At 67.5% G+C, this 13,307-nt stretch carries 13 protein-coding genes; 5 read left to right on the top strand and 8 right to left on the bottom strand.

Translation table 11 applies throughout. The features are described 5' to 3' along the window. Window positions 1-3 precede the first annotated feature (3 nt). Window positions 4-885, bottom strand: a complete 882-nt coding sequence (locus ADE01S_RS02130; protein ID WP_062679797.1) for an AAA family ATPase — start codon at window positions 883-885, stop codon at window positions 4-6. A 175-nt stretch (window positions 886-1,060) separates the two neighbouring features. Here ADE01S_RS02130 and ADE01S_RS02125 point away from each other — a divergent pair, with 175 nt between their 5' ends. Together ADE01S_RS02125 and ADE01S_RS02120 are read left to right on the top strand one after the other, a co-directional pair. Continuing rightward, on the top strand, window positions 1,061-1,414 hold the full coding sequence (locus ADE01S_RS02125; RefSeq protein ID WP_062679796.1) for a c-type cytochrome: 354 nt from the start codon (window positions 1,061-1,063) through the stop codon (window positions 1,412-1,414). An 11-nt stretch (window positions 1,415-1,425) separates the two neighbouring features. Further along, the gene (locus ADE01S_RS02120; RefSeq protein ID WP_062679795.1) at window positions 1,426-1,788 is read left to right on the top strand and encodes a c-type cytochrome; all 363 of its coding nucleotides are present in this window, start codon (window positions 1,426-1,428) and stop codon (window positions 1,786-1,788) included. A gap of 76 nt (window positions 1,789-1,864) precedes the next feature. On the opposite strand, the gene ADE01S_RS02115 is transcribed toward ADE01S_RS02120, so the two are convergent. Next, complete coding sequence (locus ADE01S_RS02115) at window positions 1,865-2,290, bottom strand: DUF1841 family protein (protein WP_062679794.1); 426 nt, start codon at window positions 2,288-2,290, stop codon at window positions 1,865-1,867. 203 nt (window positions 2,291-2,493) lie between these two features. On the opposite strand from ADE01S_RS02115, the gene icd reads away from it, so the two are divergent. The 3 genes from icd to ADE01S_RS02100 all read left to right on the top strand — a co-directional run bounded on the left by icd (window position 2,494) and on the right by ADE01S_RS02100 (window position 6,887). After that, window positions 2,494-3,750 carry an NADP-dependent isocitrate dehydrogenase gene (gene icd / locus ADE01S_RS02110; RefSeq protein WP_043543705.1) on the top strand — a complete coding sequence of 419 codons (1,257 nt, stop codon included), beginning with the start codon at window positions 2,494-2,496 and terminating at the stop codon, window positions 3,748-3,750. 120 nt (window positions 3,751-3,870) lie between these two features. Next, a complete protein-coding gene (locus tag ADE01S_RS02105; protein WP_370511552.1) occupies window positions 3,871-5,130 on the top strand; it encodes an O-antigen ligase family protein in 1,260 nt (419 codons plus the stop codon). A 215-nt stretch (window positions 5,131-5,345) separates the two neighbouring features. After that, complete coding sequence (locus ADE01S_RS02100; RefSeq protein ID WP_062679792.1) at window positions 5,346-6,887, top strand: methyl-accepting chemotaxis protein; 1,542 nt, start codon at window positions 5,346-5,348, stop codon at window positions 6,885-6,887. Here the strand turns inward: ADE01S_RS02100 and ADE01S_RS02095 are convergent. The 6 genes from ADE01S_RS02095 to kdpC form a co-directional block, all read right to left on the bottom strand. After that, window positions 6,865-7,764, bottom strand: coding sequence for a 4-hydroxy-tetrahydrodipicolinate synthase family protein (locus tag ADE01S_RS02095; RefSeq protein WP_062679791.1), 900 nt, complete (start codon window positions 7,762-7,764; stop codon window positions 6,865-6,867). The genes ADE01S_RS02100 and ADE01S_RS02095 overlap by 23 nt on opposite strands. 3 nt (window positions 7,765-7,767) lie before the next feature. Further along, a complete protein-coding gene (locus tag ADE01S_RS02090; RefSeq protein WP_228468147.1) occupies window positions 7,768-8,091 on the bottom strand; it encodes a hypothetical protein in 324 nt (107 codons plus the stop codon). Between the two features lie 141 nt (window positions 8,092-8,232). Continuing rightward, window positions 8,233-9,024, bottom strand: a complete 792-nt coding sequence (locus tag ADE01S_RS02085) for a TorF family putative porin (protein WP_062679790.1) — start codon at window positions 9,022-9,024, stop codon at window positions 8,233-8,235. A gap of 118 nt (window positions 9,025-9,142) precedes the next feature. After that, window positions 9,143-9,835 carry a two-component system response regulator KdpE gene (gene kdpE / locus ADE01S_RS02080; protein WP_062679789.1) on the bottom strand — a complete coding sequence of 231 codons (693 nt, stop codon included), beginning with the start codon at window positions 9,833-9,835 and terminating at the stop codon, window positions 9,143-9,145. Between the two features lie 11 nt (window positions 9,836-9,846). Continuing rightward, window positions 9,847-12,633, bottom strand: a complete 2,787-nt coding sequence (locus ADE01S_RS02075; RefSeq protein ID WP_062679788.1) for a DUF4118 domain-containing protein — start codon at window positions 12,631-12,633, stop codon at window positions 9,847-9,849. A gap of 51 nt (window positions 12,634-12,684) precedes the next feature. Then, window positions 12,685-13,293: a potassium-transporting ATPase subunit KdpC gene (kdpC, locus tag ADE01S_RS02070; RefSeq protein WP_062679787.1), complete on the bottom strand. Its 609-nt coding sequence runs from the start codon at window positions 13,291-13,293 to the stop codon at window positions 12,685-12,687. Between the last annotated feature and the right edge of the window lie 14 nt (window positions 13,294-13,307).

The raw sequence follows: 13,307 nt of genomic DNA, 5'->3' as shown, positions 1-13,307 counted from the left end.
GGATCAGCGGCGCTGGCCGCCGCGCGTCATGGCCGCCAGGCGTTCGAGCAGATGCACGTCCTGCTCGTTCTTGAGCAGCGCGCCGGCCATCAGCGGCACGGCGGTGGCGGTGTGCGCGTCGATCTCGGCGGCGGTGGCGTTCTCGGCCAGCAGCAGGCGCAGCCAGTCCAGCAGTTCGGAGGTGGAAGGCTTTTTCTTCAGGCCCGGCGCGTCGCGCAGCGCGAAGAAGGTGTCCAGCGCCGCGCGCAGCACGTCCTGCTTCAGGTCCGGATAGTGCACGGCGACGATGTCGCGCATGGTCTCGCGGTCCGGGAAGCGGATGTAGTGGAAGAAGCAGCGCCGCAGGAAGGCGTCGGGCAGGTCCTTCTCGTTGTTGGACGTGATGATGACCAGCGGACGATGCCGCGCCGAGATGGTCTCGCGCGTTTCGTACACGTGGAATTCCATGCGGTCCAGTTCGCGCAGCAGGTCGTTGGGGAATTCGATGTCGGCCTTGTCGATCTCGTCGATCAGCAGCACCGACGGCTCCGGCGACTGGAACGCCTGCCACAGCGTGCCCTGCACGATGTAGTTGCGGATGTCGCGGACCTTCTCGTCGCCCAGCTGCGAGTCGCGCAGGCGGGAGACGGCGTCGTATTCGTACAGGCCCTGGTGGGCCTTGGTGGTGGACTTGATGTGCCATTGCAGCAGCGGGCGGCCCAGCGCGCGCGCCACCTCCTCGGCCAGCATGGTTTTCCCGGTGCCCGGTTCTCCCTTGATCAGGAGCGGGCGCTGGAGGATGAGGGCGGCGTTGACGGCGAGTTTCAGGTCATCGGTGGCGACATAGCTGTCGGTCCCGTCGAAGCGGTCAGGCGAAGCGGAAGTGGCGGACTGGGCTGCGGACATGGTCTGATGGCATCTCGAATTTGACGGTGATCAATACCATCGTAAGGTATTAATCCTGAGCAATTATCGTACAATCGGGCAGTTTTGCTTTGGGTTCGACCCGCAACGTGTTTGCCGAGGGCCTTTTCATGCGAGCTGGCCCTAGTCCTTAGCCATACGAAGAAGAGCCACTCCAATGAAGTTGCGAACCTCTCTGAAGTACAAGCTATCCGTGTTGGCCGCCGTGGGATCCTGTGCGATCGCCGGCCAGGCTGTCGCTGCGGATGCAGCAGTGGTCGGTAATGTCCAGAACGCCCGCGACAAGGTTTCCATGTGCATCGGTTGCCACGGCATCGAAGGCTACAAGGCGACGTTTCCCGAGCTATACCACGTTCCGATGATTGCTGGCCAGAACGCCAAGTACATCGAAACCGCCCTCAACGAGTACAAGAAAGGCGCGCGCAGCCATCCCACGATGGACGCCATCGCCGGCAGCCTGTCCGACCAGGACATCGCCGACCTTGCCGCGTACTACTCGAATCTCAAATAAGGGGCAAAACCATGAATCGCATCATGCTTGCCCTCGCGGGCGCGACCCTGGCCATGGCGGGCGCCGCGGCCCAGGCCCAGGATCTGGCGGCCGGCAAGGCCGTGTTCGACAAGTTCAATTGCGCGTCCTGCCATGGCGCGGACGCCAAGACGGCCGTGGATCCGGCCTATCCCACGCTGGCCGGCCAGCATGCGGATTACCTGGTCCATGCCCTGAAGGCCTACAAGCGCGGCGCTTCGGGCAGCGCGGCCACCGCCAACGTGCGCAAGAATCCCATCATGGGCGCGTTCGCCACGCAGCTGTCCGACCAGGACATCTCCAACGTCGCGGCCTGGCTGTCGGCCCAGCCGAGCGACCTGGGCGTGCGCAGGTAGGCGCCTGTTCCGGTCCGGGAATGACAAACCCCTCGGCGTGCCGAGGGGTTTTCTGCTTTTGGAGCGCCGCCGCGCTTCAGCGGCCGACGCGCTGGCGGATCAGGTCGATATAGGTATCGCTGTCCAGCGGCGTGCCCAGGCGCTGGGCTTCCCAGACCACCTGGCCCAGGCATTCCATGATTTCGTGCGCCGCCTGGTGCGCATCGGTGCGCGCCACCAGTTGCTGGTAGGCGCTCCGGATGCCGGGCGGATGGTCGATCGACAATTGCTCGGCGATGGCCAGGTGCATGGACAGGTGGAGGAAGGGATTGGTGCGCCCTTTTTCCACCGCGTATTCGGCCGTCATGGCCTCCGGGCTTTCCAGATCCTTGTGGTATTCCGGATGCTCGATGATCCAGTCGAGCGCGATGGCTTCGAGCGGCGTCAGGACTTCCGCCGCGCGGTGCTTGCGCCAGGTTTCGATAAAGAATTCGCGGACTTGGTCGCGTGAGGGATTGAACATCTGCGGGGGACGGAAAGCGGGCTGTCGATGCTTTATTTTACCGTCCGGCGCGGCCCTCCGGGCCGGCCAGCCCCTTTGCGATATAGAATGGGTTGCTATCCGCCATCCGGTGTGCGGTTCGCGAGGACGGTATTCCCCGTGGAATCGGACGCTTTCCGATGCCGGCGCGTGCAGAAAAACCACCCGGAGCAAATGGAGCATTCATGTCCTACCAACATATCAAGGTTCCCGCTGGCGGCCAGAAGATCACGGTCAACGCCGACTTCTCGCTGAATGTGCCCGAGCAGCCCATCGTCCCCTTCATCGAAGGCGATGGCACCGGCGCCGACATCACCCCGGTGATGATCAAGGTCGTTGACGCGGCGGTGCAGAAGGCCTACGGTGGCAAGCGCAAGATCCACTGGATGGAAGTCTATGCCGGCGAAAAGGCCACCAAGGTCTACGGCCCGGACGTGTGGCTGCCCGACGAAACCCTGGAAGTCGTCAAAGACTACGTGGTCTCGATCAAGGGCCCGCTGACCACGCCGGTGGGCGGCGGCATCCGTTCGCTGAACGTGGCGCTGCGCCAGCAGCTGGACCTGTACGTCTGCCTGCGCCCGGTGGCCTACTTCAAGGGCGTGCCTTCGCCGGTGCGCGAACCTGAGAAGACCAACATGGTGATCTTCCGCGAAAACTCGGAAGACATCTATGCCGGCATCGAATACATGGCGGAAAGCGAGCAGGCCAAGGAGCTGATCCAGTTCCTGCAGACCAAGCTCGGCGTGAAGAAGATCCGTTTCCCGAACACCTCGTCCATCGGCATCAAGCCGGTCTCGCGCGAAGGCACCGAACGCCTGGTGCGCAAGGCCGCGCAATACGTCATCGACAACGACCGCACGTCGCTGACCCTGGTGCACAAGGGCAACATCATGAAGTTCACGGAAGGCGGCTTCCGCGACTGGGGATATGCCCTGCTGCAGAAAGAGTTCGGCGCCCAGCTGATCGATGGCGGCCCGTGGTGCAAGTTCAAGAATCCGAAGACGGGCCGCGAAGTCATCGTGAAGGACGTGATCGCCGACGCCTTCCTGCAGCAGATCCTGCTGCGTCCGGCCGAATACGACGTGATCGCCACGCTGAACCTGAACGGCGACTACATCTCCGACGCGCTGGCCGCGCAGGTGGGCGGCATCGGCATCGCCCCGGGCGCGAACCTGTCGGATTCCGTCGCCATGTTCGAGGCCACCCACGGCACCGCGCCGAAGTACGCCGGCAAGGACTACGTGAACCCGGGTTCCGAGATCCTGTCGGCCGAAATGATGCTGCGCCACATGGGCTGGACCGAAGCCGCCGACCTGATCATCTCCAGCATGGAGAAGTCCATCTTGTCCAAGAAGGTCACGTACGACTTCGCCCGACTCCTCGAAGGCGCGACCCAGGTGTCGTGCTCGGGTTTCGGCCAGGTCATGATCGAAAACATGTAATCCGCGGCTTTCCGCGAGCGCGTCCCGCAAAACCCGCCCGCCGTCATGGCGGGCGGGTTTTGTCTACCTATTCAGCATGACGCATGCTGCTCCCACATTGTCCGTTTTAGGTTGATCGTTGTGCCCCGAATGTATACTTCCTTGGCCACCTGGCTAGTGCTCCTGGTTCCGGCGCTGGCGCTGGCGAGTCCGGTAGGCGGACCGGCCATTGTTTATCTTGCAGGTTTGATCTCCTTGGCGGCGCTGGCTGCCAACGCGATACGGCATTACGAGCCCATGGATTTCCGGGCCTTGTGGCCCATGGCCGTGGCGCTGCTGCTACCGCTGGCCTGTATGTTCATCACGTCCGCTGCGCGGAACGTGTGGAGCGGCTCGGAACTGGAGAAATTGGTCCGGTTCGGACTGGGCGTGCCGGTGCTCTGGCTGCTACTGAGGGCACCGCGACCATGGCTGAAACACATCCAATGGAGCCTGCTGGCCGGCGCGCTCGCCGGTTCGGCGATGCTGATCGTCACCATGACCTGGTGGGATCGCGGCACGGTGGCGGAAATCGGCGGCCGCTACAACGCCGTCGCCTTCGCCAACCTGACCCTGCTGTTCGGCATGATGTCGCTGCTGACGCTAGGCTGGGGCGCCAGCACGCGCTGGCCGCGCGCCGAAACCGCCCTCAAGCTGCTGGCCGCGGCGCTGAGCGTCTGGGCCACCTGGCTGTCCGAAACGCGCAGCAGCTGGATGCTGCTGCCCATCCTGACCGTGGTCGTCCTGCTGGGATTGCGCGGCTGGAGCCGGCGCCACAAAGTGTATTGCGCGCTGGCGCTGGGCCTGGTGCTGGCCGTCACCGCGGCCGGCATCTGGAACTTCAGCAGCCGCATGCAGATGACCAAGACAGAGCTCCAAGGATTCACCACGTCGGCGGACCGAGACACCTCGTTCGGCATCCGGCTGCAGCTGTGGCACGCCTCGTTGCTCATGTTCGAAAAGAGTCCGATCGTGGGGATAGGGCCGAACAATTTCCGCGGCGAACTCGCGCAGCTCGAAAAGCAAGGGGTCGTGTCGCGGGAGGTCGTCGAAGGCTTTGGCGAGCCCCACAACGACCTGCTCGCGGCCCTCTCGGGATACGGCCTGCTGGGCCTGGCGAGCATCCTGGCCCTGTACCTCGTGCCGGCGGCGATCTTCCTGCGCCGGCTGGCGAGCGACGACCGCGTCATACGGGTCGGCGCGCAGATAGGCCTGTTGTTCTGCCTGGGCTACTGCGCATTCAGCCTGACGGAAATGATGTTCCGCAATATGCGCAGCGTGCCCACCTATTCGCTGATCGTCGTGGCGCTGATCGCGCTCACGACGCCGCGGCCGGACAGGGCGGCGCCGGGCTCGGCCTAGCCCCGCCGCGCCGGGCTTCCGGTGCTGCGTCATCTCTCCAACGCCAGGCGCCTGCCTGGCGTTTTTCCCATAGTCCTTGCGCTAGATCAAGCTCGCCTCGTGATCTTGGTGAAAACCCTGTTCTGACCCCTTATTCTCTCGATATTGGATATATACATCGTCACATAACGCTGCTTTTGGTTTCAAGAAGCGCATGGGCACAGAACAGAGGGGCTATGAAGAATTCCAGCTTGCGCAGGGAACTGCTGTGGTTCGTGTTTGCCATCGGGGCCGCGGTGCTGGCCTTGGGGGCCTGGGATGCGTGGGAACGCCGCGCCGACATGGTGGCCGAGCGCAAGACGGAATTGCGCCACGTCCTGGACCTGGCGTCCGGCATCATCCGGAACGGCAAGCAGAGCGTGCGCGAGGGCATGCCCCTGGAGGACGCCAAGCGCAACGTCGCGCGCCGGCTGGCGCAGCTGCGCTATGGCGAAGACGGCTATGTGGGCGCGTTCGACGGCCGTTACGACCTGCTGGTGCACCCGGACGACAAACTGGTGGGCACCAACGTGCGGGCGATCAAGGACAGCGAGGGGCTGCCGATCTTCGAGGAACTGTATGCGCGGGGCAAGGCGGGCGGCGGCTACGTGCGCTACCTGTTTCCCCGCCCGGGCGCGGAAGAGGCGCTGCCCAAGATCAGTTATGCAGCCTATGAGCCGGAATGGGGCTGGCTGGTCTTCACGGGGCTGTACGTCGATGACGTGGACCGCGCTTTCTACGCCACCTTGTGGCGGCAGGGTGGCGTGACGATAGGCCTGCTGGTGCTTGTCCTGGCCGCCACGCTGCGCTTCTTCCGCACGCACGTGCTGAACCCGCTGGACGAGGCGGTGGCGATCTGCGAACGCGTGGCCAACGGCGACCTGTCGGGCGAGGTGCCCGGCCAGCGGCGCGGCGAGATCGGGCGCCTGTTCGACGCGATGGCGCGGATGCAGCAACGCCTGGATTCCGCGGTGCGCAGCATCGTGCAGTCGGCGGGCTCCATCGCGGCCGCCTCGCGGCAGATCGCGGCGGGCAGCATGGACCTGGCCGAACGCACCGAGAAGCAGGCCGCCGCGCTGGAGCAGACCGCGGCCAGCGTGGAGGAAATCACCGCGACGGCGCGGCAAAGCGCGGAGCACGTGCGCGAGGTCAGCGCGCTGGCGGGCGAAGCGGCGCAACTGGCGCGGCAGGGCAGCGAAGAAACCCAGTTCGCCATCGACGCCATGCGCGCCATCGCGCAAAGCTCGCAGCGCATCGACGAGATCATCCGCCTGATCGACGAGATCGCGTTCCAGACCAACATCCTGGCGCTGAATGCCGCCGTGGAGGCGGCCCGGGCGGGGGAGCAGGGACGCGGCTTCGCCGTGGTGGCGGGGGAAGTGCGCGCGCTGGCGCAGCGCTCGGCCACGGCCGCCAAGGAGATCAAGACCCTGATCGAAGCCTCGGCGGACTCGGTGGCGCAAGGCAGCCAGCGCGTCGAGCAGGCCAGCGCGACCATGGGCAGCGTGCTGGAGTCGGCCGCCACCAGCGCGCCGCTCATGGGCGAGATCGCCACGGCGTCCGCGGAGCAGAGCGTGGGCATCGAGCAGATCAACCAGGCCGTGACGCACCTGGACGGGGTGACGCAGCAGAACGCCGCGCTGGTGGAAGCGTTCGCGGCCTCGGCCGCCGCGCTGCACCAGGAGGCCGACGGCCTGGCCGGCGCGGTGTCGGTGTTCAAGCTGTCCGCAGCCGGCTAGGCGAGTCCTGCACCGCGTTCATCGCGCGCTGCAGGCGCTGTCCCAGTTCGCGGCTGGCGCTGGTCATGGGCATGCGCAGTTCGTCGGCGATGAGGCCTTGCAGGGCGAGGGCGCGCTTGATCGGGGCGGGATTGGGCTCGGCGAACAGCAGGCGGATCAGGCCGCGCAAGGGCTCGAACAGCTCGCGCGCGGCCTCGGCGTGGCCGTCGCGGGCCAGCTGCATGATTTCCACGTGGCGGTCGGGGAAGAGATGCGCGGCGGCCGGAATCGCGCCGCGCCCGCCTGCCAGGAAATGATCCGGCAGCGCAAGGTCCTCGCCGCATAGCGCCGTCAGCGTGCCGCGCGCGTTCAGCGCGGCCAGCACCGAGGGATTGCATTCCTTCACGGCGGTGAAGTTGGGCTGGGCGGCCAGCGCTTCCATCGTCTCGACCGTCATCGTGACGCCGGCGCGCTTGGGGATGTTGTAGAGGATGATGGGGCGGTCCGTGGCCCATGCGATCTGCCGGTAGTGCCACAGGATGCCGGCCTGAGCGGGGCCCAGGTAGTAGGGCGGGGGAACCAGGTAGCCGGCCGGGCGGTACTTGTCCAGGCGCCGGATCGCCGCGGCCACGCCGCGCGTATCGACGCCGCCCGCGCCGAACACCAGCGGCAGCGCGTGCGGATCGCTCGCGATGGCCTCAATCATTTCGATCTTTTCCGGCAGGCTCAGCAGATTGCCTTCGCCGGTCGAGCCGAACAGCACCAGGCCCGCCAGTCCGGCATTGCGGTAGTAGCGCGCCAGCGCCTGCGCGGCGTCGAGATCCAGCCGGCCGCCGCGCATGGGCGTGACCATGGGCAGCCAGATGCCTTCGAATGCGGTCTTGCTCGGCATGTCCATGGCTTATCGCGCCGCCATTGCATGCGCCGGGAGCACCGCGCCGAACTCCGCGCGGGGCAGGCCGGACATCACCGCGTGCATCAGCGCGTCGAGCTGGCCGCGCTCGCATTGCAGCTGCAGGACGCTTTGCGCATGGGCGTGATCCACCGAGAGGATGTAGATGCCGATGCGGGAGCCCAGTTCACGGTGCAGCGCCAGCCGCACGTTCAAGGCGTCCAGCGTGTCTATCCTGATGGTCAGCGCGACCAGCCCCGTCCGGGCGGGCGCGCGGTGCGCGGGCCGGCATTCGGGCTGCGGGGAATGGCGGAGTTCCTGTCGAGGGATCATGGCTGGGGGAGGCGGATGCGCCGCTTGCGGCGATCCGCGAGTCCGGTGGGTTGATAACGGTTTCACTATAGGAACCGCGCCGTAAATCCTGCCGATAAAAGTGGAGCGGACGCGTAAAAAGCGCGTCAACGCCGGGCGGCGTCAGAACGTCTTGGTCAGCGACAGCAGGCCCGTCGCGCGCCCCATGTCGCGGCCGCGCGTGTTGGTGTAGACGGCGCGGTCGGCGTTGGTGTCCAGGTAGGCCAGCGATACCGACAGGCCCTGGCCGAAGTCCTTGGTCACGCCGAGCTTCCAGTCCGTGTAGGAGCCGTCGTCCACGTTGCGCACCGCCTGCCGGCCCACATGCGCGTTGAGGATCAGGCCCCAGACGCCGGTGTCCAGATTGCCGGACAGGTCGAAGTACTGGCTGTACTTGCTGTCCGCGAAGCCGAACAGGTTGGTCAGGGCGATGGAATACTTGAACATCAAGGGGCCGTAGCCGATGCCGGCGTACAGCTCGGTGGTGTCGGGGCTGGTGTAGCCGGACGGGTAATCGCCGGGATAGTAGTACTGCAGCACGCCCAGGTCGACCGGCACGTTCGGGGCAAGCTGGCCCTTGTAGCCGCCGTAGAAATCCATTTCCACGGGCGCGGAGACCGCGTCGTTGCCGTCGTTGAGCCAGCTGATGCTGGAGTTCCAGTTACCCAGGTAGAAGCCGCTGGCATGGGTGAAATCGAATCCGCCCTGGACGGCGGGCTTGCCATTGCTTTGCATCAGGCCGCGATAGCGGTACTGGCTGGCCAGGGTGAGGTTGGCGGTCAGCGCTTGGCCGGACGCTTCGGCCGGCGCTTCGGTTTCCGGCGTGGCGGCGGGCGCATCCGCGGCGAGCGCGCCGCCGGCCTGCGCGGCGGCCAGGGTCAGCAGCGCGAGGGCGGCCAGGGTGGGGCGGGACATGAAGAACTCCTAGTGTCGGTCGGGATCGCAACAATAGGAGGAACGGCATAAAGGCCGAGACAAGACTTGCGATGGGCGTGTAAACGCGGCGTCAAGGCGCGGCCGCGCGGGGCCTGGCTCAGCCCGCGTAGCGGTAGCCCACGCCGATCTCGGTGAGCAGATAGACCGGCTGCGCGGGATCGACCTCCAGCTTCTGGCGCAGATGGCCCATGTAGATCCGCAGGTAATGCACGCTCTCCACGTGCGACGGCCCCCACACGGCGCGCAGCAGCTCGCGGTGCGTCATGACCTTGCCGCGGTGCGCCAGCAGGGCCGCCAGCAGCCGGTATTCCATGGGCGTCAGGTGCACGTGCTGGCCGCCGCGCTCGACCACGCGCCGGGCGAAGTCCACGCGCACGTCGCCGAACGAAATCTCCGAGGCGTTTCCCGCGCCGCCCCTGGCATGGCGGCGCAGCAGCACGCGCAGCCGCGCCAGCAGTTCGCTGACCCCGAAGGGCTTGGTCAGGTAGTCGTCCGCGCCGGCATCCAGGGCGGCGACCTTGTCGGATTCTGCGGTGCGAGCGGACAACACCAGCACCGGCACTTCGGTCCAGCCGCGCAGTTCGCGGATCAGGGTCATGCCGTCCTCGTCGGGCAGGCCCAGGTCCAGTACCACCGCGTCCGGCTGCCGCGTGCCGGCCTCGATCAGGCCGCGCTTGACGGTGTCGGCCTCGTGGACCGCGCAGCCCTCGCTTTCCAGGGCGTGGCGCACGAAGCGCCGGATGTTGGCGTCGTCTTCAATGATCAGGACGGTAGGCTGGTAATCGAACATGCGGTGCGCCGTTAAGCAGGATCGGGTTGAATGGGGGGCGGCGTGCGCAGCGGAAGCGTGAAGACGAACTGCGCCCCGGATTCCTGGCCGGGCGCCTGCTCGACCCAGATCCGTCCGCGGTGGGCGCTGACGATGGCCTCGCATACGGCCAGGCCCAGGCCGACGCCGGGCGTGGCCGACTCGCGGTCGCCGCGCGTGAATTTCTCGAAGATGCGGCGCTCCGCGCCGGGCTCCACGCCCGGCCCGTCGTCGGCCACGGCGACGCGCAATTCGCCGTCCTGGACGGCCGCGCTCAGGCGCAGCGAACTGCCCGCCGGGGTGTACTTGGCCGCGTTTTCCAGCAGGTTGCACAGCACCCGTTCGATCAGCACGCCGTCGCATTCCACCAGGGGCAGGTCCGACAGGCTGTCCACGGTGACGCGGTGCGCGGCCAGCGGCTCGCGCAGGTCGGCCAGCGCGGCCCCCACCAGCTCCTCGATGGACTGCCACTCCAGGCGCAGCGGCGTATCGCGGCTTTGCAGCCGCGCCATGTCGAGCAGATTGGCCACCAGCGCATGCATGCGCTGGGCCTGGTCGCGCATGGCGCGCAGGGTGTCGTGCACGTCGGGCGGCAGCGCCGCCTGCTGGCGCATCAGCGTGTCCGTCATGCCGACCAGGCTGGTCAGCGGCGTGCGCAGGTCGTGCGAGACGGCGGCCAGCAGCGAGTTGCGCAGCTTCTCCGATTCCATGCTGACCAGGGCCTGCTGCGCGACCTCCACATAGTGCAGGCGTTCCAGCGCGATGGCGATGAGGGTGGCGTAGGCCTCGATCTGGCGGCGCGAATCGGGGTGGGAGAACAGGCTGCGGCGGGGCGCCGCCAGCGCCAGCACGCCGCGGGTCCGCATGGGCGCCTTCAGCGGCAGGTACAGCAGGTTGCTGTTGGAAAGCGTGGCCGTGCCCGCGCCCGCCGGCTGGCCGTGATCGTAGACCCATTGCGCCAGGGCGGACTCCAGCGCGGGCATGTCCGCGTCGGGCGGGGAGGCGAGCTTCAGCCTGTCGTCCATGCCCAGGATGTACAGCGCGCAACGCGAGCCGAAGGTGGCGTGGACGAACGCGCCCGCCAGCGCGACGATCTGTTCGGGCTGCAGCGCGGACGAGAGCTCGCGCGCGAATTCGTAAAGGCTGCGCGCGTCGGCTTCCCGCTTGACCGAAGCCTGCGCCTGCAGGCGCAGGCCCGCGGTGAGCTGCCCGATCAGCAGGCCCACCCCCAGCAGCACGCCGAAGGTCAGCAGGTATTGCACGTCCGATACGGCAAACGACGCCAGCGGCTGCACGAAGAAGAAATCGAAGAGCCCGACGCTGACGACCGACGCCAGCGCCGCGGGCCCGCGGCCATGGCGCAGGGCCACGGCCACCACCGCCAGCAGGAACAGCATGACGATGTTGGTCTGGTGCAGGGCGGGGAAGGCGAACGCGGAGAGCGCCGTGGCGGCCGCGCAATAGCACAGGGCCCAGGCATAGCCCGCCAGCGGCCGGGAGCCGCGCTCGTCGGCGGCCTGGCGGGCGCCGCGTCCCAGCGTGAGCGGATCGCGGCCCGGCGCGGGGTTGGCGGGTAGCGGAGGCGCGCCCAGCCGGATGACGTCGATTTCCGGGCAGCCTGCGGCGAGCATGTCGGCGAAGCTGTGGCGGCGCCACAGCCAGCCCGGCGCGATGGCGGCCGTCAGCACGGCGGACAGCGAGAGCCGCAGGCGCTGCAGGCCGCTAGCGCGGGTCCGGCCAAGGATGGCCTTGGTGATGTTGTGCCGGCGCACGTATCGCACGACCGCGTCGACCATGTCGCCGCCCGCCAGCGTTTCGCTGCGGGCGCCCAGCGAATCGGCCAGGGCCAGGCTGCGCTGCATGCGCTCCTGCTCGGACGGGGGCGGGGGCGCGGCCCGCGGGGTGTCGATGGTGACGACGTGCAGATCGCATTCCAGCTGCTGGCTGAGCCGGTGGGCGCTGCGGATGACGTATTCGGCGTCCACGTCCGCGCCGATGCAGGCGACCACGGCCTCGCGCGTGCGCCATACGGACTCGATGGCGCGATCGCGGCGATAGGCCTGCACGTCGTCGTCGACGTGGTCCGCGGTGCGGCGCAGCGCCAGTTCCCTCAGGGCGATCAGATTGCCCTTGCGGAAGAAATTGCGCGTGGCGTGGCGCGCCTGATCGGGCAGGTAGACCTTGCCTTCCTTCAGGCGTCGCAAGAGTTCGTCGGCGGAAAGATCGACCAGGATGACTTCGTCGGCCGAATCGAAGACCTCGTCCGGCACCGTCTCCCAGACCCGTACGCCGGTGATGCTGCCCACCGCCTCGTTGAGGCTGTCGAGGTGCTGCACGTTGAGCGTGGTCCAGACGTCGATGCCGGCCGCGAGTAGCTCCTGGATGTCCTGCCAGCGCTTGGCGTGGCGGGAGCCGGGCGCGTTCGAATGCGCGAGTTCATCGACCAGCACCAGGCCCGGGCGTCGGGCCAGCGCGCCGTCCAGGTCGAACTCCTTCAGAAGGTGGCCGCGGTAGGCGACCTCCTTCAGCGGCAGCGCGGGCAGGCCTTCAAGCAGCGAGGCCGTTTCGCGCCGTCCGTGCGTTTCGACGATGCCCGCGAGCACCTCGATCCCCTGGGCGGCCTGCGCGCGGGCCGCCACCAGCATGGCGTAGGTCTTGCCCACGCCGGCCGAGGACCCGAAGTAGACGCGCAGCTTGCCGCGCACCGCCTGCCGCGCGGCGTCGTCCAGGGTTTTCAAGAGCGCGTCGGGGTCGGGACGCTCGCCAGCGATATCAGCCATGAACGCGCAAGAGGTGGAAGGAAACGGCTGGCAATACTATACGCCGCGACATCAGCGCGCCGCGGGCAGTTGGTCCAGCGCCAGGTTCAGCGTCAGCACGTTGACCGTCGGGTCGCCCAGCAGGCCCAGCCAGGGCGTGTCCGTGTGGGCCCGGATCAGGGCGTCCACCTGCTCGCGCGGCAGCTGGCGGGCGCGCGCGACCCGCGCCGCCTGGTAGGCCGCCGCGGCCGGGCTGATGTGCGGATCCAGCCCGCTGCCGGACGCGGTCAGCAGCTCCGCGGGCACGGGGAGCGGATTGCCGGGATCGGCCGCCTTCAGCGCGGCGATGCGGGCCTGGATGGCCTCGGCCAGCGCCGGGTTGCGCGGACCGAGGTTCGAGCCGCCGGAGCCGGCCGCGTTGTACGGCATGGGCGCGGTGGCGGAGGGGCGGCCCCAGAAGTAGCCGGGCGAACTGAATTCCTGGCCGATCAGTTCCGAGCCCACGAGCCGCTCGCCCTGCTTGATGAGCGATCCGGCCGCCTCGTGGGGGAAGACGGCGGCCGCGATGCCGGAGGTCAGGAAGGGATAGGCCAGGCCGGTCACCAGCGACAGCGCGGCGAAGACGACGAGCGCCGGGCGCAGGATGCCGCCTTGGCGCGGCGAGGAAGCGGAGGGATTCATGACGGGTTCCTTGT

Source organism: Achromobacter denitrificans NBRC 15125, assembly GCF_001571365.1.
In the GTDB taxonomy this organism is placed as follows: Bacteria; Pseudomonadota; Gammaproteobacteria; order Burkholderiales; family Burkholderiaceae_B; genus Achromobacter; species Achromobacter denitrificans.
Note: the sequence above shows the minus strand (reverse complement) of the source record. Positions and strands in the feature narration are given on the sequence as shown.